A 23,093-nucleotide genomic window follows, 5' to 3' on the forward strand; every position below is an offset into this window, starting at 1 on the left:
CTCCGTCAACCCTCCTCCGGGTGCCGCCGCAGCCACTCCTCGGCGGTCAGGGGCCGCCGCGCGGTCCGGAACTGCTTCACCCGCGTCTCCCACTGCAAGCGCCGACGCTGGTTGTCCCGGTACGCGCGGCTGCGGTGGTAGGTCTCCGGAGGGCCCGCGAGCCCGTACTTGTAGCCCCACCACTCGCCCGAGCCCGGCTGCACGATCACGTCGAGGTGCGCCGGGTAGCGCCGGCCGGCGCCGTCGCGCATCCCGTCCCGCGGGACGTCACGCTGCGGCTCCACGAGCACGTACCGCTCGTCGACGGCGACCAGGGCGAGACCCGCGAGCGCCAGCAGCCGCTCCAGCGCCGCGACGGTCGGGACGAGCCGCCTCGCCTCGATCCGCCCGACGGTGGAGACGGCGACGCCGGCCTTCTGCGCGAGTTCGCGCTGGCTCAGATCGGCCCGGCGGCGGACGGCTCGGACCAGCCCGGACACGTCGAGTGAGCCGGGCGGTGGACGTCGTGGGGTTTCCGTGCCGGGGTCGGGCTGATCGGGCGCTGACTCGGGTGCGTCGCTCATGGGTCGACTGTGCTGGTCGTGGCAGGCCGCGGACAGGGTGACGAGTGCACTGTGGATGAGTGCCGCGGGGTGTGGATCGTCATGGTGACCGCCGGCGGGGTGCCGCGGATTCTGTCGGGGTCGTGTACATCGCCGAATGTGGTGCTCCCCGTGGGGTCGGATCCGCTGGGAGAGACCTTTGCACTGCTTGCGTTATCCGCGTTGGGTGTGCAATCCGGGTTTCTGTATGTCGCCGGTGGCCGCGTGGCACCTCGAATATGCAGGTCAAGGGTGTGGCTGGAGACCTTTGCAATGCTCGCCGATATGCGTGCTGCTGGCCGGCGGATGGCTCCTTGAACTGCAGGTCAGAGGTGCAGCAGAGATATTTGCAATGCTCGCCTATATGCGTTCTCGGGGGCAGCCGGGCAGCTCCTTGAGTTCGCCGATCAGGGGTGTGGCCGGAGATCTTTGCGACCCTTGTCGATGTGCGCGTTTCAGTAACGGCCGGGTGGTCCTCGAGTGGTCGGTCAAGGGTGCGGCCAGGAACATTCGCAATGCTTGCGGATATGCGTGCGGGAGGGGGTGGCTCTTCCGGACCCACTGGGCGTCACGGTTCGGGATAGTTCCCTTCCGTGCGTCCGGCTCGCGGTGCGATCTCCCTGCGCACCTCGGGCGTCGATCCTCAGGTGCAGCCTTTCCGTGGGCGCGGTGATTCTTCTCGTCCGCGCAGCCGACTTCCTCGCTCAGTCCGCACGCGAACGCGCGAGCATTGCACATGTCGTTCTCAAAGGGTCCGGCCTGCGCCTGGGTGAGCTGCGCTCGTCGGGCGGCCGTTGGTGTGCGGCACGGCGCCCGACTCGGGCGTACGGCGTCCTCGCCGACCGTACGCGGATATGCGAGCACTGCACCACGCACCCGCGGATAAGCGAGCACTGCACCACGCACCCGCGGATACGCGGGCATTGCGGCCCAAGGCACCGCGAATTCGCGAGCACGGTAGTCGTACTCGCGAATACCCGAGCACTGCAGTCGCACGCCCCCGCGGATGCGCGTGCACTGCAAATGTCGTCCGACGACCCCTGGTCGCACCGTCGCCCACCGACGAGCTCGCCGGAGAGCTCCGAAGCGTCGGAACGAGTTGACATGTCGGAACCTCCCGACGCATACTGGCGCCCGTGCCCGACGACGTCTTCCTCGCGCTGGCGAACCCCGTGCGCCGGCGGCTGCTGGAGCTGCTGAAGGAGGGCCCGCGGACGGCGGGGGCCCTCGCGGGGGAGTTCGCGTTGAGCCGGCCTGCGGTCGCCGAGCACCTGGGCGTGCTGCGGCGCGCCGGGCTGGTGCGGGACGAGGCGAAGGGGCGGGAGCGGCACTACCACCTGGAGCCCGGGCCGCTGGCCGGGATCGGCGAGTGGCTCGCGCCCTTCGAGCACTACTGGCGCGGTCGGTTGAAGGACCTCGCCGAGTTCGTGGAGAACGAGATGCCGGACGAGAGTGAGGACCGATGAAGGGCAGCCTGATCGCGGCCGTGACCGTGGACCAGTTCGTCGCCGGACCGCCCGCGAAGGTGTGGCGGGCGCTGACCCAGCCCGAGCTGCTGGCGCGGTGGTGGGCGCCGGGCGACGTCGCGGCCGAGGTCGGGCACCGCTTCACCCTGCAGATGCCGGGCTGGGGCAACGTGGCCTGCGAGGTCCTGGAGGTCCGCGAGCCGGAGCGGTTCGTCTACACGTTCAACGGCACCTGGACGCTCACCTGGACGCTGGTGCCGGAGGGGCGCGGGACCCGGCTGATCCTGGAGCACTCCGGCTTCGACCTCGACGACCGGCAGGGCCGCTTCGCGTTCGACCGCATGGGTCCGGGCTGGCGGGACGAGGTGCTGCCGCGGCTGGCCGCGCTCGTGGAGGAGACGGCGGACACCGCGCCGTGACGCCCGTGGGGAGACGGCGGACACCCTGACCGCCGTGGAACAGTAGGGCGCGTGAGCGCTCCGACCGTCGCCCTGGACCTGACCGCGGACCCCGCCGCGCTGACCGCCGCGCTGGTCGACGTGGCCAGCGTGTCCGGGGAGGAGCGGGCGCTGGCCGACGCCGTCGAGGCCGCCCTGCGCGCCCAGGCGCCGCATTTCGAGGTCCTCCGCGACGGCGACGCGGTGCTCGCCCGCACGAACCTCGGCCGCGAGCGGCGGGTCCTGCTCGCGGGGCACCTCGACACCGTGCCGATCGCGGACAACGTGCCGAGCCGCCGGGAGGGCGACCTCCTCTACGGCTGCGGGACGAGCGACATGAAGGCCGGCGACGCGGTGTTCGCCCACCTCGCCGCCACGATCACCGAGCCGCGGCACGACCTCACCCTCGTGTTCTACGACTGCGAGGAGGTGGAGGCGGTCCGCAACGGCCTCGGCCGCCTCGAGCGCGACCACCGGGACTGGCTCGCGGCCGACCTCGCCGTCCTCGGCGAGCCCACGGACGGCGAGGTCGAGGCCGGCTGCCAGGGCACCCTGCGCGTCGAGGTCCGGACGAGCGGCCGTCGGGCCCACTCCGCGCGGTCCTGGTTGGGGGACAACGCGATCCACCACGCCGGCGAGGTCCTGCGGCGGCTCGGCGGCTACGACCCGCGGCGGGTGGACATCGACGGCTGCGAGTACCGCGAGGGCCTGCAGGCCGTGCGCATCGCGGGCGGGGTCGCGGGCAACGTCGTACCGGACGAGTGCGTGGTCACCGTCAACTTCCGGTTCGCGCCGGACCGGTCCGTCGAGCAGGCCGAGCAGCACGTGCGCGAGGTCCTCGACGGATTCGACGTCACGCTCACCGACTCGTCGCCGGGGGCGTTGCCGGGCCTGGCGCAGCCGGCGGCCCAGGAGTTCCTGGCCGCCACGGGCGCGACCGCGCGTGCCAAGTTCGGTTGGACGGACGTCGCCCGCTTCGCCGCCCTCGGGATCCCGGCCGTCAACTACGGGCCCGGCGACCCCAACCTCGCCCACACCCGCGACGAGCACGTCGACGTCAGGGTCATCGCCCGCTGCAGGGACGTGCTGCGGACCTTCCTGACCTGACCCCGGGCGTTCACACCCGCTCCGTACGCTGGCGTTCATGAGCGCCAACGGGTCCGGGTCCCGCCCGGACGAGAGGCTGCGCGGACCGGTCGTGCTGCGCCGCGAGCAGAAGATCGAGCCCACGACGACCGACCAGCGCCTGCTCGACTCGCGCGGCCCCACCGACTGGGTGCACACCGACCCGTGGCGGGTCATGCGGATCCAGGCGGAGTTCGTCGAGGGCTTCGGCATGCTCGCCGAGCTGCCCCGCGCCGTCACGGTCTTCGGCTCGGCGCGCACCCCGCGCGACCACCACGAGTACGCCGCCGGGCGCGCGCTGGGCACCGCGCTCGCCGAGGCCGGCTACGCCGTGATCACCGGCGGCGGGCCGGGCGCGATGGAGGCGGTCAACAAGGGCGCCCAGGAGGCGGGCGGGCTGTCGGTCGGGCTCGGCATCGAGCTGCCGTTCGAGCAGGGCCTCAACGACTGGGTCGACCTCGGCATCAACTTCCGGTACTTCTTCGTCCGCAAGACGATGTTCGTCAAGTACTCCCAGGCGTTCGTCTGCCTCCCCGGCGGTTTCGGCACGCTCGACGAGCTGTTCGAGGCGCTCACCCTCGTGCAGACGAAGAAGGTCACCAAGTTCCCGGTCGTGCTGCTCGGCCGGTACTACTGGCAGGGCCTCTACGACTGGATCTCCGGGCCCGTGCTCGAGTCGGGGAAGATCGGCGAGAAGGACCTGGCCCTCCTGCACCTCACGGACGACGTCGACGACGCCGTGAAGGTGGTGCACGAGGCCTACCGGGCCTGGGAGGAGGCGCACTGATGGCGGTCGACGGGACGGCGATCCGGCGGGGCGGGCGCGACCCGCACTCGGTCTGCGTCTACTGCGGATCCTCCGACGGGGTGCCGCAGCGCTACCTGGACCTCGCCGCCGAGACCGGCACCGCGATCGCCGCGCGCGGGTGGACGCTCGTGTCCGGCGGCGGCCGGCGCTCCATGATGGGCGCCGTCGCGCTGGCCGCGCGGGCGGGCGGCGCGCGCACCGTCGGCGTCATCCCGCGGTCGATGGTGGAGCGGGAGTGGGCCGACCACGACTCCGACGAGCTGCTGGTCACCGAGACCATGCGCGAGCGCAAGGCCCTGATGGAGGCGCACGCCGACGCCTTCCTCGCCCTCCCCGGCGGGATCGGGACCTGCGAGGAGCTGTTCGAGGTGTGGACCGCCGGGTCCCTCGAGCTGCACGGCAAGCCGGTCGTCGTGCTCGACCCCGACGGACACTGGACCGGCCTGCTCGACTGGGTGTCCGGGCTGGTCGAGGGCGGGTTCGCGAGCCGGGCGCCGCTGGAGCGGATCGTCGTGGCGCGCACGGTCGACGAGGCGCTCGAGGCCTGCGGGCCCGCGGCCGCCGCCGTCGGCCGCGCATCCGTGTCACGATCGCAGGCGTGAGCACGCCCGTCCTCCCGCCGCTGCGCTTCGGCACCCGCACCCCGGCCGGCGACCGGGCGCTGGTCATGGCGATCGTCAACCGCACGCCGGACTCCTTCTACGACCGCGGCGCCACCTTCGCCGACGACGCCGCGCTGGCCCGGGTCGACGCCGCCGTCGCCGAGGGCGCGGACGTCGTCGACATCGGCGGGGTCAAGGCGGGCCCCGGCGCCGTCGTCGACATCGACGAGGAGGTCCGGCGCGTCGTGCCGTTCGTGGCCGCGGTGCGGGCACGGCACCCGGACGTCGTGATCAGCGTGGACACGTGGCGCGGTGAGGTGGGGCGGCTGGCCGTCGCGGAGGGTGCCGACCTGCTCAACGACACCTGGCAGGGCGCCGACCCCATGCTGGCCGAGGTGGCCGCGGAGACGGGCGTCGGGATCGTCTGCTCGCACACCGGCGGAGCCGTGCCCCGCCGCCGGCCGCACCGGGTCCGCTACGCCGACGTCGTCGCCGACGTGGTCGCGGAGGTGACCCGCCAGGCCGAGCGGCTGGTCGCGCTCGGCGTGCCCCGTGAGGGGATCCTCGTGGACCCGACGCACGACTTCGGCAAGAACACCTGGCACGGCCTCGCCCTGCTGCGGCACTGCGACACCCTGGTCGCGACCGGCTGGCCGGTGCTGATGGCCCTGTCGAACAAGGACTTCGTGGGCGAGACGCTCGGCGCGGACGTGGACGGCCGGCTGGAGGGCACGCTGGCGGCCACGGCGCTGGCCGCGGCGGCGGGGGCGCGGGTGTTCCGGGTGCACGAGGTCGCGGAGACGCGGCGGGTGCTCGACATGGTCGCCTCGATACGGGGTACCCGGACCCCTGCTCGCACGGTGCGGGCCCTGGCGTAGGAACGGGCGAGGAAAGGGACCCGAATCACCCGGAAGAATGGTTTGAGGCTTCACGCCACGCCGTTCCCGGAACCGAATCGATGCTCTTAACTGCCCCGTAACCTGCTGATACCTCTGCAGTAATCGGAACCAGAACTAATCGGAACAGCCGGAAGCCCACCCCTTCGCTGTGCCCGGCCCGCTCCATCGAGTTGTCCGTCCGTCCCCCGCGTAGACCACGCCCGAGACGCACCCGAGGAGAACCATGATGCCCATCACCGAGGACTGGTTCGCCCGTCGCACCTGGCAGACGCCCGACTGGACCGTCGACGACCTGATCGCCGCGAAGCGCGGCCGGAAGGTCTCCGTCGTGCTCCCCGCGCTGAACGAGGAGGCGACGATCGGGGCGATCGTCGCCGGCATCCGGCCCTTCACCGAGGGCGACCGGCCCCTGGTCGACGACCTGCTGGTCATGGACTCCGGGTCGACCGACGACACCATCGCGATCGCCCGTGCGAACGGCGCGCGCGTCGCGCTGCGCACGGACGTCGTCCCCCATCTCGAGCCGGTCCCGGGCAAGGGCGAGGTGCTCTGGCGCTCGCTGGCCGCCACGGACGGCGACGTCATCTGCTTCATCGACTCGGACCTGGTCGACTTCGACCCGGGGTTCGTGCCGTCGCTGCTCGGCCCGCTGCTGCTGGCCGGCGGCGTCCACCTGGTCAAGGGCTTCTACCGGCGCCCGCTGCGGCTGGAGGTGAGCGACGCGGAGTCCCTGGAGCACGGCGGCGGCAGGGTCACCGAGCTCGTCGCGCGCCCCCTGCTCTCCGCGCTGCGGCCCGAGCTCGCCGGCATCGTGCAGCCGCTCGGCGGCGAGTACGCCGGCACCCGCGAGCTGCTCGAGTCGGTCCCGTTCGCCACCAGCTACGGGGTGGAGATCGGGCTGCTGCTCGACACCGTCTCCTCCCTCGGGCTCGACGCGATCGCGCAGGTCAACCTGGGCGTGCGCAAGCACCGCAACCGCAACCTGATGGACCTCGGGGTGATGTCGCGACAGATCACGGCCACGGCCCTCCGGCGCTCCGGGCTGCCGGACACGGGCGCCGCGCTCACCCAGTTCGTGCAGGTCGGCGGGGAGTGGGTGCCCAACAGCCGGGAGCTCGACCCCACCGAGCGGCCGCCGATGCGCACGCTCGTCGCGGCCCCGGACCAGGTCGCCTGAGCGCGACCGGCCCCACCGCGGGTCTGCTCGCGCGCCGTCCCCGCCCGTGATGTGATGCCCGGGTGGGGACCGCGCTCATCTACCTGCTCGTCGTCGCGGTGGTGGCGGCGGTGGTGTTCGTGCTCGCCGGGCTGGTGTTCGGCCGCGGCGAGGAGCTGGCCCCGCTCGCCCCGGGCGCCACGCCCACGCGGCTGCCCGCCGAGGCCGTCCGCGGGGACGACGTCCGCGACCTGCGCTTCCAGCAGGCGCTGCGCGGCTACCGGATGGGCGAGGTCGACTGGGTGCTCGACCGGCTGGCCGAGGAGCTCGACCGGCTCACCGACGAGCGGGACCGGGTGACCGACGAGCGCGACGCCCTCGCCCTGCGGGTGCACGAGCTCGAGGCCGCCCGGCCGCGTGCGGAGGGGGACCGGTGAGGACCCGTCGCGACCTGGTCGTCGCCGTCGACGTGGCCGCGCCGGCCGCCACCGTCTGGGACCTCGTCACCGACTGGGAGCGGCAGCGGGAGTGGATCCTCGCCACCCGGGTGCGGGTGGTGTCCGGCGACGGCCGGACCCCGGGATCCGTCGTCCTGGCCGTGACCGGGGTGGGGGACGTCGGGGTCGTCGACACCATGACCGTCACGGCGTTCGAGCCCGCCCCGGAGGGCGGCGGACGGGTCGACGTCCGGCACACCGGGCTCGTCGTGACCGGGGACAGCTCGTTCGTCGTGGCCGCGCAGGGCGCGGACCGCTGCCGCTTCACGTGGACCGAGGGCCTGGAGCTGCCGTTCGGCCGGCTGGGGGCGCTCGGCTGGCCGCTCGTCAGGCCGGTGACCGCCGCCGGGTTCCGGCTGTCGCTGCGCCGGCTGGCCCGGCTGGCCGAAACCGTCGGACCCGCCGCGTAGCGTGCCGCCCGTGACCGCGTCCGATGGGATGAGCCGCTGCGGCTGGGCGACCTCCGCGCCCGACTACGTCGTCTACCACGACGAGGAGTGGGGCTTCCCGCTGCACGGCGAGCGGGCGATGTTCGAGCGGCTCACCCTCGAGGCGTTCCAGTCCGGACTGTCCTGGCTGGTCATCCTGCGCAAGCGGCCGCACTTCCGGAAGGCGTTCGCCGACTTCGACCCCGCCGCCGTCGCCGCGTTCGGGGACAGCGACGTCGCGCGCCTGCTCGGCGACGCGGGGATCGTGCGCAACCGCGCCAAGATCGAGGCCACGCTGGCCAACGCCCGCGCGGTGCTCGCGCTGGACACCCCGCTCGACGAGCTGCTCTGGTCCTTCGCCCCCGCCGAGCACGCCCGCCCGGCCACGCTCGCCGAGGTCCCGGCCGTCACGCCGGAGTCGAAGGCCATGGCGAAGGAGCTCAAGCGCCGCGGGTTCCGGTTCGTCGGACCCACCACGTGCTACGCGCTGATGCAGGCGGCCGGGCTGGTCGACGACCACGTCGCGGACTGCTTCCGGGCCGCCGGACCGGCCGCTCCGGAGAGCCCCGCGTCCACCCCGGACTAGCCCTGCGCGATCAGCGACAGGCCGGTTGCGCTGGGTGAACGCCACACGATTGATCGCCTCGGTTGCGTGTCGAGATCCGCGATGGGGAAGAATGAGGGCCACCATCCCGCCTGTGCGCGCTCCCCAGCGCATCGGCGCCCTGCACGAGACGACAGACGGAGGGAGCAGGACATGGCGGCGATGAAGCCCCGGACCGGCGACGGACCCCTGGAAGTGACCAAGGAGGGCCGGGGCATCGTGATGAGGGTGCCGCTCGAGGGCGGCGGCCGCCTCGTCGTCGAGATGACACCCGAGGAGGCCGAGAACCTCGGCGAGGCCCTGCGCGGCGCGACGGGCTGAGGCCCGCTGCCCGCACGGGCCGACCGTGGCGGTCCGGGTCTCGTCAGGCCCGGACCGCGTGCAGGTCGCGGATCCGCAGCCCCGACGCGCCCGCGACCGTGCCCGGCTCGCCCGGGAAGACGGGCTCCGGCTCGGCCGGGATCGTCAGCATCTCGATCGACACCGCCCCGCAGGCGCATCGCACGTAGCGCACCCAGCCCTCCGAGGTGTGGTGCGTGGACAACGTCGTGGCGCCTGCGGTCCGTCCGCACTGCGCACAGCGCATGAGGGTTCCCTCGATTCGGTAATATGCATCCGTCGTTGACGGCTTACTCGTCGAGGGTAGCAGGTGTAAGAGGCCAGTGGATTTCATCGGTTACCGAAGTGACGCACTCGGCGCGGCCGTCGCGCTCGTCAACACCGTGACCGCGCCGCCGCGCGGCACCGTCGAGGAGGCCGCGCCGCCGGACCAGCTGCGCCGCGTCCTGGTGGAGCACGGGTACATCGCCGGCCGGGCGCCCGCGTCCGTCGAGCCCGACCTGCGGGGGTGGGCCGGGCGGCTGCGCTCCGTCTTCGACGCCGAGGACCTCGACACCGCGGCGGCCGCGGTGAACGCGCTGCTCACGGACGTGCGGATCGGGCCGCACCTGACCCAGCACGACGGGCAGGGCTGGCACCTGCACTACTCGCCGCCCGACGCGGCCGTGCTCGACCGCGTCCGCTCCACCACGGCCTTCGCCCTCGCGATGCTGCTCTCGGAGTACGGCCTCGACCGACACGGCCGGTGCGCCGCCGACGGGTGCGAGCGGGTCTTCGCGGACACCTCCCGTAACGCCGCCCGGCGCTACTGCTCCCCGTCCTGCGCCAACCGGTCCGCGGTCGCCGCGCACCGGGCGCGCCAGCGCTCCGCCCGCTGAGCGCCGCCCGCCGGACCGACTCGCGCGAGGCGGGAGCGCGACTCGCGCGGTTACAGCGCCTGGTAGATGGCGACCGTGCGCTCGGCGGCGGTGGACCAGGCGAACTCCCGCACCGCCCGCTCGCGCCCGGCCCGGCCCATCGCCGCGGCCCGCTCCGGGTCGCGCACCAGCTCGTTGATCGCGGCGGCGAGGCCGCTGCGGAAGGCCGGGACCCCGTTCTCGTCGTAGTGCACGAGCAGCCCGGTCTCGCCGCCGGCCACGACCTCGGGGATGCCGCCGACGTCCGAGGCCACGACCGCCGTGCCGCACGCCATCGCCTCGAGGTTCACGATCCCCAGCGGCTCGTACACCGAGGGGCACACGAACACCGTGGCAGCGGACAGCAGCTGCCGGACCTCGGCCGTTCCCAGCATCCGCCGCACCCAGATCACGCCGGGCCGGGAGGCGGCCAGCTCGCCGACCGCCTTCTCGGTCTCCTCGGCGATCTCCGGGGTGTCCGGCGCGCCCGCGCAGAGCACGATCTGCGCCTCCTCCGCGACCTCGTGCGCCGCGGCGATGAGGTGTGCCAGGCCCTTCTGCCGGGTGATCCGGCCGACGAACACCACGCTCGGCCGGCCCGGGTCCACCCCGTTCGAGGCGAGCGCCTCCCGGCCGGGGTCGGGCCGGTAGAAGTCCGTGTCGATCCCGTTGTGCACCACGTGGACCCGCGTGGGGTCGAGCGCGGGGTAGCACTCCAGGACGTCCCGGCGCATGCCCTCGCTGACCGCGATGACGGCGTCGGCGGCCTCGTAGGCGGTCTTCTCGACCCAGGACGACAGCGCGTACCCGCCGCCGAGCTGCTCGGCCTTCCACGGCCGCCGCGGCTCCAGCGAGTGCGCGGTGACCACGTGCGGGATGCCGTAGAGGGTCTTGGAGAGGTGACCGGCCATGTTGGCGTACCAGGTGTGCGAGTGCGCGATGTCCGCGCCCTCGACGCCCGCGACCATCGTCAGGTCGGTGCCCAGCGTCTGCAGCGCGGCGTTCGCCCCGGCGAGCCCACCGGGCGTCGGATAGGCCCGGACGCCGTCGCGCGGCGGCCCGTCGGGGGAGCCGAAGCAGTGGACGTCGACGTCGACCAGCGCGCGCAGCGCCGGCACGAGATGGGCGACGTGCACCCCGGCCCCGCCGTAGACGTCCGGGGGGTACTCGCGGGTGAGCAGACCGATCCGCACGCGGCCACACGCTATCGGTAGATCGGCCCCGGCACAGCACGGAGGAGTCCGTTCCCTCCCGACCGGAGAGCCCGCTCGCGTAGGCCTCCGTATGGCCGGGTACACCCCTGGCGCACTAGGGTTCAGGCTCGAGACGCCCCGGCGCCGACAGGGCGGCCGGCAGGACCGTCGACGGTGGTCCCGACCGAGGGACCGCGGTGCGACGAGGGACGGGGGACAGCGTGACGACCTCCTCGCGGATGCTGGCTCCGGGTGGGATGCCCGCCAACGTCCTGGGCATCGTCCTGGCGGGGGGTGAGGGCAAGCGGCTCTGGCCGCTGACGGCGGACCGGGCGAAGCCCGCGGTGCCGTTCGGCGGCAACTACCGACTGATCGACTTCGTGCTGTCGAACCTGGTCAACGCCGGGATCCATCAGATCTGCGTGCTCACCCAGTACAAGTCGCACTCGCTCGACCGGCACATCTCCACGACCTGGCGGCTGTCGAGCGTGCTGGGGCAGTACATCACCACCGTCCCGGCGCAGCAGCGGCTCGGCCGGCGCTGGTACACCGGCAGCGCCGACGCGATCTTCCAGAGCCTCAACCTCGTCTACGACGAGCGGCCGGACTACATCGCGGTCTTCGGCGCCGACCACGTGTACCGCATGGACCCGAGCCAGATGATCGCCCAGCACATCGCCACCGGCACGGGCGTCACGGTCGCGGGGATCCGGGTGCCGCGGGTGGAGGCCAAGGCCTTCGGCTGCATCGACTCGGACGAGAGCGGCAAGATCGTCGGTTTCCTGGAGAAGCCGTCGGACCCGCCGCACGTGCCGGACGACCCCGAGGTCACGTTCGCCTCGATGGGCAACTACGTGTTCACCACGGACGCCCTGATCGACGCCCTGCGCGCCGATGCCGAGGACGGCGACTCCGACCACGACATGGGCGGCGACATCATCCCGCGCATGGTCAAGGACGGGGACGCGCACGTCTACGACTTCGCCGACAACGTCGTGCCGGGCGCGACGGACCGGGACTCGGGCTACTGGCGGGACGTCGGGACGATCGACGCCTACTACGACTCGCACACCGACCTGGTGAGCATCCACCCCGTCTTCAACCTCTACAACATGCGCTGGCCGATCCGCACGGCCACGCCGCCGCTGCCGCCGGCCAAGTTCGTCGACGGCGGCATCGCGCAGGACTCCATCGTCGGCGCGGGCACGATCATCTCCGGCGCCATCGTGCGCCGGTCCACGGTCAGCCCCGGCGTCACGGTGCAGAACGGCGCGGAGGTCTCGGACTCGGTCGTGCTGCCGGGTGCGCGGATCGGGCGGGGCGCGGTGGTGCGCCGGGCGATCCTGGACAAGAACGTCGTGGTGCCGGACGGGGCGTTGATCGGCGTGGACCTGGCCCTGGACCGGGCGCGCTACACCGTCAGCCCCGGCGGGGTCGTCGTGCTGGGGAAGGGCGTGACCGCGCTCTAGCGGCGCGTCGCCACCAGCAGGCCCCCGGCCAGCGGGAGGACCGCGGACACGAGCTGCTCGCCCTCCTCGGCGGCCCGGACGGTCTCGCGCAGGTCCGGGTCCTCGGCGTCGGCCAGCACGACCACGCCCCCCGGGCGCAGCAGCCGGACGGCCTCGGCGAGGTAGGCGCCCGCGTCCCCGTCGTGGGCGTGGACCACCACGAGGTCGTAGCCGCCGTCCGTGAGCCGGGGGAGCACCTCGAGCGCCAGCCCGTTGATCAGCCGGAGCCGGCCGGGGGAGTGCCCCGCGTCGAGGAAGGAGCGGCGGGCCGTGCGCTGCAGCTCGGGGTCCACGTCGATCGTGGTGAGGGTGCCGCCGGGCACCATCCCGCGCAGCAGGTGCAGCCCGCTCGCGCCCGAGCCGGTGCCGATCTCCACCACGGCACGGGCCTCCGTCGTCGCGGCCAGGAAGGCGAGGAGGGTGCCTGTGTCGGCCGCAGTGCTCTCACCGGCGGTCATGGTCGAAGAACATACTGGTCGCGCGGGTTCACAGGTTCTTCTCAGACGACTATCACGCTCCTGTCACCGGGGTCCGTCATGGTGGTGGCGTGGGACCGGGGTCGTCGGTCCCGCGCCGGGGCCGGGAACCATCCCCGCCGGCCCGACGTTGACCGGACGGCACGACCCGCCGCAGGAGGTGCGCTCCCCGCCATGACCGACCGACCGGCCACCGTGGGATTCGACGACGCGTCGGGTCCCGCCGACGGGTCCGACTGGACCCCGCCGAGCTGGGACGAGGTCGTCCGGGAGCACGCGGACCGGGTCTACCGGCTCGCCTACCGGCTCACGGGCAACCCCCACGACGCGGAGGACCTCACCCAGGAGACCTTCATCCGGGTGTTCCGCTCACTCGCCAACTACCGCCCCGGCACGTTCGAGGGCTGGCTGCACCGCATCACCACGAACCTGTTCCTCGACATGGTCCGCCGCCGCGCCCGGCTGCGCATGGAGGGCCTGCCCGAGGACACCGACCGCCTGCCCGGCGGCGGCCCCGAGCCCGAGGACGTGTTCTCCGCCACGCACCTGGACCCCACGCTGCAGGCCGCGCTCGACGAGCTGGCGCCGGAGTTCCGCGCCGCGGTCGTGCTCTGCGACGTCGAGGGCCTCTCGTACGAGGAGATCGGCGCCACCCTCGGGGTGAAGCTGGGTACCGTGAGAAGCAGGATCCACCGCGGACGGGCGGCGCTGCGTCAGGCGATCGAGCGTCGCCGCGCGCTGGAGGGCACGGAGAGCACGGAGGGTCGCGAGCTGGTGGCGGCCGGGGAGAGGTAGGAGTTCATGGCCGACGCGCGTCGGAGGTTCGGACGGAGCGCCCCGAACTGGGGTGTCGACCACCTGTCGCAGGATGCGGTGGTGGCCTTCGTCGACGACGAGCTCTCCCTCGCCGCGCACGAGCGGGCCGCCGCCCACGTCGCCTCCTGCGGGGAGTGCGCCGCCGAGGTGGTCGCCCAGCGCCAGGTGCGCTCGGCCCTGCGGACGGCCGACGAGCCGCACATGCCCTCCTCCCTGCTCTCGATGTTGCGGAACATCCCGCAGGAGGCCGAGCTGCCGCCCCCGCCGCCCGGTCTCGCCATGACGGCGGACGGTCAGATGGTGTCGGTGCTGCGTCCCGAGCGGATGCCCGACGCGCAGGCCCGCCCGTCCACCACGCCGCCCGCCTCCTCGGTGCGGCGCACCCCCGACCTGACCGGCCGCCTCGCCGGGCCGGCCGGCCTGGCGGGCGGGCACCTGCCCGCCTCGCGCGGGCGGCGGCTGCGCGTGGGCGCGGCCGCGGCGTCGGGCCTCGCGCTCGGCGCGCTCGCCTTCGGCGTGCTGCCCTCGTCCGCCGTCGCCCCCGGCGCACCGGCCCAGCCCGAGCGCGGCGTGCTCGGTGGCAGCGTGCTGGGCGGCTCGGCCGGTTCCGAGGGCGCGGCCCGGCTCGACACGGGCGCCACCTTCCAGCCCGCGGCGATCCGGAACAGCACGGCGCCGTCCGCGGCGCCGACCCCGACGACCCCGCCCGCACCGGCGAGCGAGCCACGCACCGAGCGCTGATCGCGGAGTGATCCTGCCCGGCTACGCGGACTTCACCGCCCGTCGGGCAGGCTGGTCCGCACCATGAGCGACGCGCAGGACCCGGCCGACGAGCGCGGGACGAGCGGGGAGGACCCCGCCGGGCCGCCCCGGGAGGAGCCGCCCCGGCTGGGGTCCCGCGGCCTGGACCGGCCCGCCGTCGACCCGGACTCCGCGGAGGTCTTCGGCCGCCCCAACGGCGTCGAGGGTGCGTTCGCCGACCGCGGCGCCACCAACGGGCGCGCCCGCTCCACCCTCGCCCCCGCGCCCACCGCGGCGCTGGCCAGCGCGTTCGGCCGCCCCGGCGCCGACGCCCCCACCCTGCAGCGCCCGCCCTGCCCCACCGGCGAGCGCCCCGGGGACGACGACGCGTTCTGGCCCACCGGCGACGCCGCCGGCACGGACGGCCGGGAGGACCCGTGGCGGCGCCCGGAGAGCCCCGTCGAGCTCGGCCCGCCGCCCGCGGGTGACGCGGCACCGGCGGCCGAGCCCGGACCAGGGGCCCGGCTCAGCGTCCGGGAGGTGCTGTTCGGCCGTCGCGTCGAGCCCAAGGCGCTGGCGATCCTCGGCGTGCTCGCGCTCCTGATCGGCGCGCTCGGCGGTCTGGTCGGCCGGTACACCGCGGAGGGCGCGAACTCGCTCACCGAGCCCGGCGCCACGCTCACCACGACCACCGAGGGCAAGGAACGGCCGCCCGGCTCGGTCTCGGACATCGCCGCCCGGGTGCTCCCCGCCGTCGTCTCGCTCGACATCAAGGTGGGCCAGCAGGGCGGGACCGGCTCCGGGGTGGTGATCGACCCGGCGGGCTACATCCTCACCAACAACCACGTCGTCGCGCCCGCCGCCGACGCGCAGGGCTCGACCGTCCAGGCCGTGTTCAGCGACGGCAGCCGGGCGCCGGCCGCGATCGTCGGCCGCGACCCGAAGACCGATCTCGCCGTGGTGAAGGTGCAGGTCACGAACCCGACCGTCGCCCAGTTCGGGTCCTCCGGGTCGCTCGCGGTCGGCGACGCGGTGATCGCGATCGGCTCGCCGCTGGGGCTGGCCGGGACCGTCACCACCGGCATCGTCAGCGCACTCGACCGCCCGGTCCGGCTCGACGGCGACGGCAACGACGTCGCGGTCATCGACGCCGTGCAGACGGACGCGGCGATCAACCCCGGCAACTCCGGCGGCGCGCTCGTGGACTCGACCGGCGCCGTCGTCGGGATCAACACGGCGATCCGCAGCCTGGGCGGCTCGGGGCAGTCCGAGGGCGGCTCGATCGGGCTCGGCTTCGCCATCCCGATCGAGACCGCGCGCACCATCGCCGAGGAGCTCATCCGGACCGGCCGGGTCACGCACGCCGACCTCGGCGTCAACGTCCGCTCGGTGACGGACGGGCAGGCCGACGGCGCACAGGTGCAGAACGTGGTGGCGGGCGGGGCGGCCGCAGGCGCCGGGATCGTCGAGGGCGACGTGATCGTCAAGGTCGGCGACCGGGACATCGCGGGGGCCGACGAGCTGATCGTGGCGGTGCGCGAGAAGAACCCCGGCGACGTCGTCCCGGTCCAGCTCGTGCGGGACGGGCGGCCGCTGACGGTCAACGCCACGCTGGCGTCGGACTGACACCGCGTAGGCTGGCCCCGTGTTCGACAGCGTCGGCTGGGGAGAGATCCTCGTCCTCGTCGTGGCCGGGCTGTTCATCCTCGGCCCCGAGCGGCTGCCGTCCGCCGCGGCGTGGCTCGGCAAGACGGTCCGTCAGGTGCGCGAGTACGCCACCGGCGCGCAGACGAAGCTGCGCAACGAGCTGGGCCCGGAGTTCGACGAGCTGCGCAAGCCGCTCGAGGACCTGCGCGGCCTGCGCAACTTCAACCCCCGCACCGCCGTGCGCCGCACCCTCTTCGACGACGACCCGGACCCGCTGGGCATGAACAACCTGCGCTCCAACGGCAGCAACGGATCCCACGGCGGCACGGGCGACAGCGGCCCCGCGGCCCCGCCGGCGGCGAGACCGGTCGAACGGCTCGCCCCCGACGAGCGCCCCCCGATCGACCCCGACGCCACCTGACCGCGGGTCACCTGAGCAGGGTCGGGACCTGCTTGTGGTGGTCGGTGGCCTGCTCGTAGGCGTGGGCGGCGGCCAGGACCCGGCCGTCGGCGTGCCGCGGACCGACGATCTGCAGGCCCACCGGCAGCCCCTCGCCCGTGAACCCGCACGGCACGCTCGCGGCCGGCTGCTGGGTCATGTTGAAGGGGTAGGTGAACGGGGTCCAGCTCGTCCAGCGTCCCCGGCCGGAGGGCGTCTCGCGCCCGCCCTCGAACGCCGGGATCGGCAGCGTCGGGGTGAGCAGCAGGTCGTACTCCTGGTGGAAGCCGCCCATCAGCGAGCCCATGTCGTTGCGCACCGCCATGGCGCCCAGGAAGTCGGTCGCGGAGTACCGTGCCCCCTGCTCGGCGATCTCCACCAGTGCCGGGTCCATCCGCGACCGCTGCTCGGCGGAGTACGGCTCGAGGCACTTGGCCGCGCCGGCGAACCAGAGCACGTGGAAGGGCTCCACGCAGTCCGAGAACCCGGGGTCCGCGCGCTCGACGGTCGCCCCGAGCCGCGCGAACACCTCGGTGGCGGCCTCGAAGGCGGACTTCACGTCCGGGTGAACGTCCACGTACCCGAGGGTGGGGCTGATCGCGATCCGCAGGCCCGCGACGCCGTCCGTCGCCTGCTCGGCGTAGGGGCGGGGCGGCGCGTCGAGGAGCCAGGGGTCGCGAGCGTCGAACCCGGCGATCACGTCGAGCAGCAGGGCGGCGTCGAGCGCGGTGCGGGTCATCGGCCCGACGTGGGCCAGCGTGCCGAACGGGCTGCCCGGGTGGTGGGCGACGCGGCCGTAGGTCGACTTGTGCGCGACCGTGCCGGTGAACGCGGCGGGGATCCGGACCGAGCCGCCGGCGTCCGTCCCGAGCGACAGCGCCCCCATCCCGAGCCCGACTGCCGCGGAGGAGCCGCCGGAGGAGCCGCCCGCGGTCTTCGTGGCGTCCCAGGGGTTGGTGGTCACGCCCCAGCGCGGCGAGTCCGTGACGCCCTTCCACGCGTACTCCGGCGTGGTCACCTTGCCGAGCAGCACGGCACCGGCCTCGCGCACTCGCGCGACCGGCGGGCCGTCGACGTCGTACGGCTCGGGCTGCTCGGCGACCCACGAGCCGCGGGTGGTCGGCCAGCCCTTGGTGAGCAGGATGTCCTTGATCGAGGTCGGCACGCCGTCGAGCGGGCCGACCGGCGTGCCCGCCTTCCACCGCTCCGCCGACTCGCGGGCGGAGGCCAGCGCCGAGTCCGCGTCGACCAGAGTGAACGCGTTGACCTTGGAGTTGTGCTCCTCGATGCGGTCCAACGCGTCCTGCGTGGCCTGGACCGGGGAGATCTCGCCCTTCTCGTAGCCGGCCAGCAGCTCGGTGGCGGAGAGATCAGCAGTACTCACGAGGTGCCCTTCACGTATCCGAGGCTCTTGTCGACGACGTTGTGCAGCGGCTCGCCCGTCCGGTAGCGCGCGAGGTTCTCCAGGAACTGGTCCATCAGCATGCCCCGCCACCCCACGACGTCGCCGGACATGTGCGGGGAGACGATCACGTTCTCCATCTCCCACAGCGGCGAGTCGGGGGGCAGCGGCTCGGTCTCGAACACGTCGAGCGCGGCGCCGGCGATCCGGCCGCCCTGCAGCGCGGCGACGAGGTCCTGCTCGACGACGAGGCCCCCGCGGCCGACGTTGACCACCCGGGCCGTGTCCGGCAGCAGGTCCAGCGCGGCCTTGTCGAGCATCCCGCGGGTGGCGTCGGTGAGCGGGGCGGCCAGCACGAGGACGTCGGCGGAGGGCAGGAGCCCGGGCAGCGCGTCGAAGGCGTGCACGCCCTCGGCGGCCCGGCGGCCGACGAGCTCGGTGCGCAGTCCGACGGCGCCGAGCATGTCCGCGATGGCCCGCCCGATCGGCCCGCTGCCGACCACGACGGCCGTGCGGCCGTGCACCGTGGACGTCTCGCGGTGCCGCCACTCGCGGCGGCCCTGCAGCCGCAGCGTGGTCGGCAGGTCCTTGGCGAAGGCCAGCACCACGCCGGTGACGTACTCCGCGATCGGCCGGTCGAAGACCCCGCGGGCGTTCGTGATCTGCGCGGGGTGCTCGAGGATCTCCGGGAACGTGACCTTGTCCACGCCGGCGCTGGCCGTGTGGACCCAGCGGACGGCGCCGGTGTCGGCGGCGCGCCACGCGTCGGGCACGGCGGGGGAGAGGAAGTCCCAGACGAGCAGGACGTCCGCCCCCGACAACGCCCCGGCCAGCTCGGACGGGCCGGCGAGACGGATCTCGGCGCCCTCCGCGCGCTCGTCGAGGCCGATCGGTGGGTCGTCTCCGGTCAGCACGGCGATGATGGGCTGACCTGCGGGAACGGGCACGCCGAAGATCCTTCCGGAAGCGGGGGAGGCGATTGACACGCTAGGAAGCGCTCGTATGATTGTCAACAATCCGCGTCCTGTGCGGAGGTGTCCTGCTGCCTGTCGCCGTATGAGGTGTGTGCGTTGCCCAAGTTCATCCGGATCAGCCTCGAGCGCCGCGGCGTGTCCTGCGTGGCCGAGCTGCTCGAGAAGGAGGCCCCGCGGACCACCGCCGCGGTCTGGGAGGCGCTGGCCGACGGCCCGCTGGGCGGTCCGGCGCAGCACGCGAAGTACGCCCGCAACGAGGTCTACTCGATCGTCCCGCGGTTCGGACCGGCCATCGGCCAGGAGAACCCGACGGTCACCCCCATCCCGGGCGACGTCTGCTACTTCGACTTCCACGGCGGCATGCTCGACGCCTCCTTCAAGGAGGACCAGGACATCGACCAGGCCGCCGGCGGTATCGACCTGGCGATCTTCTACGGCCGGAACAACCTCCTGCTCAACGGCGACGTGGGATGGGTCCCCGGCAACGTCTACGCCACGATCGTGGAGAATCTGCCGGCGATGGCGGAGGCGTGCCACGACGTGTGGCGGTCCGGCAGCGTGGGGGAGCGGCTCGTGTACGAGCGGCTGCCCGAGGGTTCCTCCGAGTAGGACATCACTGCTCGGAGCGTTCGAGTGGAGTGGCACGATGCCCGCTGAACTCTCCGTCGGTCTGGTCGACCCGGACGCCGGTCACGGCGCCGGGTCGGGCGTCGACGAGGCGAGCGACGACACCCCCGGCGTCGGGGTCGTCGCGCCGTTCGACTTCGCGCTGGACCGCGAGCTCTGGCGCTGGGCGCCCGACGACGTCTCGCTGTACCTGACCCGGCTGCCGTTCTTCACCACGCCGGTCACGGTCGAGATGGCCGTCGCGGTCGGCGACCGGCGGGCGGTGCGGCGGGCGACCCGGGACGTGCTCACGCCGCGGCCCGGCGTGGTGACGTTCGCGTGCACGTCGGGCAGTTTCGTCAGCGGCGTGGCGGGCGAGTTCGTGCTCCGCCGGACGATGATCGAGGCGGGCGCCCCGGAGGCCACGACCACCAGCGGTGCCCTGGTCGACGCCCTGCACCTGCTCGGCGTGCAGAACCTGGCCATCGCCACGCCGTACATCGCCGCGGTGACCGACCGGCTCGTGGCCTATCTCGCCGACAGCGGGATCAGCACGGTCGCGAGCGAGGGTCTCGGGCTGCTCGGCAACATCTGGCGGGTCGGCTACGAGCAGGTGGTGTCGATCGTCAAGGCGGTCGACCGGCCCGAGGCCGACGCGCTGTTCATCAGCTGCACCAACCTCCCCACCTACGACATCATCGAGCCCCTCGAGCAGGCCCTGGGCAAGCCGGTGATCACGGCGAACCAGGTCACGATGTGGGCTTCGCTGCGCGCCATCGGCCGGCAGGCCGTGGGCGGCGGGCGGCTGCTCGAGGTCCCGTTGCAGCGCTCGGTGGCGTGACCCGGCCGGGGCGGGCTTGTACGATTGTCGACAACCTGCCCGGCCCGACCCGCGAGGAACGCCCGTGACACAGACCGCCTCCGTGACCCCGACCGTCGGGATCCTCTACCCGGGGTACTCGGCCGAGGACGACTACCCGCGCGCCGAGCAGCGGCTCGCCGACGGCAGCCGGCTCCCGCTCGTGCACACCCTGATGCGGGAGGACGCGCACCGCGTCGACGCCCTGCTCGACGTCGGCTCCGAGGACATCCTGGCCGACGGCGCCAAGGCCGTCGCCGCCTCGGACGGGCCGCTGGACTCGATCATCTGGGCCTGCACCTCCGGCTCCTTCGTGTTCGGCTGGGACGGCGCCACGGCGCAGGTCAAGGCCCTGCAGGAGGTCGCCCGGGTGCCGGCGTCGAGCACGTCGTTCGCCTTCGTCGACGCCTGTCGCCGGCTCGGGATCGACACCGTCGCCGTCGGCGCCACGTACCCGGACGACGTGGCCGAGCGGTTCGTCGAGTTCCTCGGCAAGGCCGGGATCCGCGTCCTCACCCTGACCTCGCGCGGGATCATCACCGCGGCCGAGGTCGGGACCCTGAAGGACGACGTCGTGCTGGAGTTCGCCGCGGCCGTCGCCGGCGACCCGGCCGCCGCCGGGGCGCAGGCGATCCTCATGCCGGACACCGCGCTGCACACGATCGACGTCCTCGACCGGCTCGACGAGCGGGTGGGCAAGCCGGTGCTCACCGCCAACCAGGTCAGCGTGTGGCAGGGGCTGCGGCTCGCCGGGGCGGACCGGGCGCGGACGGGACTCGGTGCGCTCTTCGCCGCCGGCCCGGAGGCGGGCTGAGGCCATGGCGGGTGCGGGCGGACCTTCCGGGATCCGGATGGGCGACCTGGAGCCCATCGACCGCCGGTCGACGGCCGCGATCGTCGCCGACCGCATCCGGGCGGCGATCATGCGAGGCACCTTCCCGCCCGGCACCCAGCTGGGCGAGGTCGACCTGGCGGCGCGGCTCGGGGTGAGCCGCGGGCCGCTGCGCGAGGCCATGCAACGCCTGGTCGCCGAGGGGCTGTTGCGCAGCGAGCGGCACCGCGGGCTCTTCGTCCGCGACCTCGACGCCGCCGACGTGCGGGACGTCTACACCGCCCGCACGGCGGTGGAGCGGGCCGCGGCGCTGCTCCTGCTCGCCGAGCCCGACCGCGGGCCGGCCGTCGCGCGGCTGACCGCGGCGATCGCGGCGATGGAGGCCGCGGCGGCCGCCGGCGACGCCGTCGCGCTGGCCGACGCGGACCACGACTTCCACGCCGAGCTCGTGGCCGCGTCGGGCAGTCCACGGCTGCACCGGATGTCGCGGACACTGCTGGTGGAGACGCGGATGTGCCTGGCCGCGCTGCAGCAGACCGCCCCGCCGTCGGAGGACCTGCTCGCCGAGCACCGCACGCTGCGCGACGCCCTGGCCGCCGGCGACGCCGAGCTCATGACCCGGGTCCTCGAGGCCCACATGGCCGACGCCGTCTCCCGCATCCTCGACGTGGCGCCCCCTCCCGCGCTGCCCGCCTGACCCCGTGAGCGGCAACTGCCCCTGGAGGGGCAGTTGCCACTCACGACCGCTTGTGACCTGCGGCGGAAGACCTGCCGCCGAGCCCGCCCCGGCCGTAGCCTCGGGACACGTGACCGGCTTCCTCGCGCGCTCGTGACGGGCATCCTCGAAGGCTTCCTCGTCATCGGCGTGGTCATCGCCGTCGGCTACGGCATCGGTCGGGCCGGTGTGCTCGGCCCGTCCGCCACCCAGGTGCTCTCCCGCACCGCGTTCTTCGTGGCGTCGCCCGCGCTGTTGTTCGTCACGCTCGCGCGGGCGGACGTCGGCGCGGTGTTCTCGTCGTCGCTGGTCGTCACCGCGCTGACCAGCACGCTCGCCTGCGCGCTGTACCTGCCGGTCGGGCTGGCGCGGCGCCGCCCGGCGGGGGAGACCGCGATCGGTTCGATGGCGAGCGGGTACGTGAACGCCGGTAACCTCGGCCTGCCCATCGCCACCTACGCGCTGGGCGACGCCGCCGCCGTCGCGCCGGTGCTGCTGTTCCAGCTCGCTGTGCTCACCCCGCTCTACACGACGGTGCTCGACGTGGTGTCAGGCGAGCGCACCTCCTGGGTCCGCACGCTGACGGCGCCGCTGCGCAACCCGATCGCGATGGCGACGGCGGCCGGGCTGATCGTCTCGGCGACCGGCTGGCTGCCGCCCGAGCCGGTCATGGCGCCCCTCCAGCTCATCGCCGACCTCGCGGTGCCCGGCATGCTCCTGGCGTTCGGGATCTCGCTGCGCGGGGCCGCCCGCCCGGGTACGGGCGACGTCGGGGCCTCGCTGTGGTGTGTCGTGGTGCTGAAGAACCTGGTCCATCCGCTGCTCGCGCTCGTGCTCGGCGGCCTCGTGCTGGGGCTGTCCGGACCCGCGCTGACCGCGGTCGTGGTGTGTGCGGCGCTGCCCACCGCGCAGAACGTCTTCGGTTACGCCGTGCGCTTCGACGAGGGCGTCCGGCTGGGCCGGGATGCCGCGCTGACCACCACGATCGTCAGCGCCCCGGTGCTGGTCGCCGTCGTCGGGCTCCTGTCGGCCTAGTCCCCCTTGCAG

General features: G+C 73.7%; 28 protein-coding genes. 22 read left to right on the forward strand and 6 right to left on the reverse strand.

The window, feature by feature from the left end; all coding sequences use genetic code 11:
* Positions 1-5: 5 nt before the first annotated feature.
* Positions 6-563: a helix-turn-helix domain-containing protein gene (locus tag ACQP04_RS06160; RefSeq protein ID WP_433506093.1), complete on the reverse strand. Its 558-nt coding sequence runs from the start codon at positions 561-563 to the stop codon at positions 6-8.
* Positions 564-1,717: 1,154 nt separating this feature from the next.
* Between ACQP04_RS06160 and ACQP04_RS06165 the strand changes: the two genes are divergently transcribed.
* From ACQP04_RS06165 to ACQP04_RS06215, 11 genes are all read left to right on the forward strand, one after another.
* The gene (locus ACQP04_RS06165) at positions 1,718-2,047 is read left to right on the forward strand and encodes an ArsR/SmtB family transcription factor (RefSeq protein ID WP_433506094.1); all 330 of its coding nucleotides are present in this window, start codon (positions 1,718-1,720) and stop codon (positions 2,045-2,047) included.
* Positions 2,044-2,466 carry an SRPBCC family protein gene (locus ACQP04_RS06170; RefSeq protein WP_433506095.1) on the forward strand — a complete coding sequence of 141 codons (423 nt, stop codon included), beginning with the start codon at positions 2,044-2,046 and terminating at the stop codon, positions 2,464-2,466. Before ACQP04_RS06165 ends, ACQP04_RS06170 begins: the two co-directional genes overlap by 4 nt.
* A 51-nt stretch (positions 2,467-2,517) precedes the next feature.
* Positions 2,518-3,591, forward strand: a complete 1,074-nt coding sequence (dapE, locus tag ACQP04_RS06175; protein ID WP_433506096.1) for a succinyl-diaminopimelate desuccinylase — start codon at positions 2,518-2,520, stop codon at positions 3,589-3,591.
* Positions 3,592-3,628: 37 nt separating this feature from the next.
* The gene (locus ACQP04_RS06180) at positions 3,629-4,396 is read left to right on the forward strand and encodes a TIGR00730 family Rossman fold protein (RefSeq protein ID WP_433506097.1); all 768 of its coding nucleotides are present in this window, start codon (positions 3,629-3,631) and stop codon (positions 4,394-4,396) included.
* Positions 4,396-5,019 (forward strand): TIGR00730 family Rossman fold protein, encoded by a 624-nt coding sequence (locus tag ACQP04_RS06185; protein WP_433506098.1) that lies wholly within the window; start codon positions 4,396-4,398, stop codon positions 5,017-5,019. Before ACQP04_RS06180 ends, ACQP04_RS06185 begins: the two co-directional genes overlap by 1 nt.
* 65 nt (positions 5,020-5,084) lie before the next feature.
* Positions 5,085-5,897 (forward strand): dihydropteroate synthase, encoded by an 813-nt coding sequence (gene folP, locus ACQP04_RS06190; protein WP_433508311.1) that lies wholly within the window; start codon positions 5,085-5,087, stop codon positions 5,895-5,897.
* A gap of 247 nt (positions 5,898-6,144) precedes the next feature.
* On the forward strand, positions 6,145-7,095 hold the full coding sequence (locus ACQP04_RS06195; RefSeq protein ID WP_433506099.1) for a glucosyl-3-phosphoglycerate synthase: 951 nt from the start codon (positions 6,145-6,147) through the stop codon (positions 7,093-7,095).
* A 62-nt stretch (positions 7,096-7,157) separates the two neighbouring features.
* Complete coding sequence (locus ACQP04_RS06200; RefSeq protein WP_433506100.1) at positions 7,158-7,511, forward strand: DivIVA domain-containing protein; 354 nt, start codon at positions 7,158-7,160, stop codon at positions 7,509-7,511.
* A complete protein-coding gene (locus ACQP04_RS06205; RefSeq protein ID WP_433506101.1) occupies positions 7,508-7,981 on the forward strand; it encodes an SRPBCC family protein in 474 nt (157 codons plus the stop codon). Before ACQP04_RS06200 ends, ACQP04_RS06205 begins: the two co-directional genes overlap by 4 nt.
* A gap of 28 nt (positions 7,982-8,009) precedes the next feature.
* The gene (locus ACQP04_RS06210; protein ID WP_433508312.1) at positions 8,010-8,585 is read left to right on the forward strand and encodes a DNA-3-methyladenine glycosylase I; all 576 of its coding nucleotides are present in this window, start codon (positions 8,010-8,012) and stop codon (positions 8,583-8,585) included.
* A 171-nt stretch (positions 8,586-8,756) separates the two neighbouring features.
* A complete protein-coding gene (locus ACQP04_RS06215; RefSeq protein ID WP_081923922.1) occupies positions 8,757-8,924 on the forward strand; it encodes a DUF3117 domain-containing protein in 168 nt (55 codons plus the stop codon).
* Between the two features lie 43 nt (positions 8,925-8,967).
* Here the strand turns inward: ACQP04_RS06215 and ACQP04_RS06220 are convergent, their stop codons facing one another.
* The gene (locus tag ACQP04_RS06220; protein ID WP_433506102.1) at positions 8,968-9,189 is read right to left on the reverse strand and encodes a hypothetical protein; all 222 of its coding nucleotides are present in this window, start codon (positions 9,187-9,189) and stop codon (positions 8,968-8,970) included.
* 76 nt (positions 9,190-9,265) lie between these two features.
* Between ACQP04_RS06220 and ACQP04_RS06225 the strand changes: the two genes are divergently transcribed.
* Positions 9,266-9,820, forward strand: coding sequence for a CGNR zinc finger domain-containing protein (locus ACQP04_RS06225; protein WP_433506103.1), 555 nt, complete (start codon positions 9,266-9,268; stop codon positions 9,818-9,820).
* A 50-nt stretch (positions 9,821-9,870) separates the two neighbouring features.
* Here ACQP04_RS06225 and glgA read toward each other — a convergent pair whose 3' ends face one another.
* Entirely contained in the window at positions 9,871-11,031 is a 1,161-nt protein-coding gene (glgA, locus tag ACQP04_RS06230) for a glycogen synthase (RefSeq protein WP_433506104.1), read from the reverse strand.
* Between the two features lie 239 nt (positions 11,032-11,270).
* Between glgA and glgC the strand changes: the two genes are divergently transcribed.
* Complete coding sequence (gene glgC, locus ACQP04_RS06235) at positions 11,271-12,500, forward strand: glucose-1-phosphate adenylyltransferase (protein ID WP_433508313.1); 1,230 nt, start codon at positions 11,271-11,273, stop codon at positions 12,498-12,500.
* Here glgC and ACQP04_RS06240 read toward each other — a convergent pair.
* Positions 12,497-12,997, reverse strand: a complete 501-nt coding sequence (locus ACQP04_RS06240; protein ID WP_433506105.1) for an O-methyltransferase — start codon at positions 12,995-12,997, stop codon at positions 12,497-12,499. The two genes, glgC and ACQP04_RS06240, sit on opposite strands and share 4 nt — an antisense overlap.
* A 192-nt stretch (positions 12,998-13,189) precedes the next feature.
* Between ACQP04_RS06240 and sigE the strand changes: the two genes are divergently transcribed.
* From sigE to tatB, 4 genes are all read left to right on the forward strand, one after another.
* Complete coding sequence (gene sigE / locus ACQP04_RS06245) at positions 13,190-13,810, forward strand: RNA polymerase sigma factor SigE (RefSeq protein ID WP_433506106.1); 621 nt, start codon at positions 13,190-13,192, stop codon at positions 13,808-13,810.
* 6 nt (positions 13,811-13,816) lie between these two features.
* Entirely contained in the window at positions 13,817-14,572 is a 756-nt protein-coding gene (locus tag ACQP04_RS06250) for an anti-sigma factor family protein (RefSeq protein WP_433506107.1), read from the forward strand.
* 63 nt (positions 14,573-14,635) lie between these two features.
* Complete coding sequence (locus ACQP04_RS06255; RefSeq protein WP_433506108.1) at positions 14,636-16,198, forward strand: S1C family serine protease; 1,563 nt, start codon at positions 14,636-14,638, stop codon at positions 16,196-16,198.
* 19 nt (positions 16,199-16,217) lie between these two features.
* Positions 16,218-16,640, forward strand: a complete 423-nt coding sequence (gene tatB, locus ACQP04_RS06260; protein WP_433506109.1) for a Sec-independent protein translocase protein TatB — start codon at positions 16,218-16,220, stop codon at positions 16,638-16,640.
* 7 nt (positions 16,641-16,647) lie between these two features.
* On the opposite strand, the gene ACQP04_RS06265 is transcribed toward tatB, so the two are convergent.
* Complete coding sequence (locus ACQP04_RS06265; protein WP_433506110.1) at positions 16,648-18,042, reverse strand: amidase; 1,395 nt, start codon at positions 18,040-18,042, stop codon at positions 16,648-16,650.
* The gene (locus tag ACQP04_RS06270) at positions 18,039-19,007 is read right to left on the reverse strand and encodes a D-2-hydroxyacid dehydrogenase (RefSeq protein ID WP_433506111.1); all 969 of its coding nucleotides are present in this window, start codon (positions 19,005-19,007) and stop codon (positions 18,039-18,041) included. The genes ACQP04_RS06265 and ACQP04_RS06270 overlap by 4 nt, the downstream gene beginning before the upstream one ends.
* 123 nt (positions 19,008-19,130) lie before the next feature.
* Between ACQP04_RS06270 and ACQP04_RS06275 the strand changes: the two genes are divergently transcribed.
* The 5 genes from ACQP04_RS06275 (at position 19,131) to ACQP04_RS06295 (ending at position 23,081) form a co-directional block, all read left to right on the forward strand.
* On the forward strand, positions 19,131-19,643 hold the full coding sequence (locus ACQP04_RS06275) for a DUF3830 family protein (RefSeq protein ID WP_433506112.1): 513 nt from the start codon (positions 19,131-19,133) through the stop codon (positions 19,641-19,643).
* Between the two features lie 37 nt (positions 19,644-19,680).
* Positions 19,681-20,481 (forward strand): maleate cis-trans isomerase family protein, encoded by an 801-nt coding sequence (locus tag ACQP04_RS06280; protein ID WP_433506113.1) that lies wholly within the window; start codon positions 19,681-19,683, stop codon positions 20,479-20,481.
* 64 nt (positions 20,482-20,545) lie between these two features.
* Complete coding sequence (locus ACQP04_RS06285) at positions 20,546-21,313, forward strand: maleate cis-trans isomerase family protein (protein WP_433506114.1); 768 nt, start codon at positions 20,546-20,548, stop codon at positions 21,311-21,313.
* 37 nt (positions 21,314-21,350) lie between these two features.
* On the forward strand, positions 21,351-22,028 hold the full coding sequence (locus ACQP04_RS06290; RefSeq protein WP_037043160.1) for a GntR family transcriptional regulator: 678 nt from the start codon (positions 21,351-21,353) through the stop codon (positions 22,026-22,028).
* Between the two features lie 132 nt (positions 22,029-22,160).
* A complete protein-coding gene (locus tag ACQP04_RS06295) occupies positions 22,161-23,081 on the forward strand; it encodes an AEC family transporter (RefSeq protein WP_433506115.1) in 921 nt (306 codons plus the stop codon).
* Positions 23,082-23,093 lie beyond the last annotated feature (12 nt).

It is taken from the genome of Pseudonocardia halophobica (assembly GCF_050948485.1).
Lineage (GTDB): Bacteria > Actinomycetota > Actinomycetes > Mycobacteriales > Pseudonocardiaceae > Pseudonocardia > Pseudonocardia halophobica.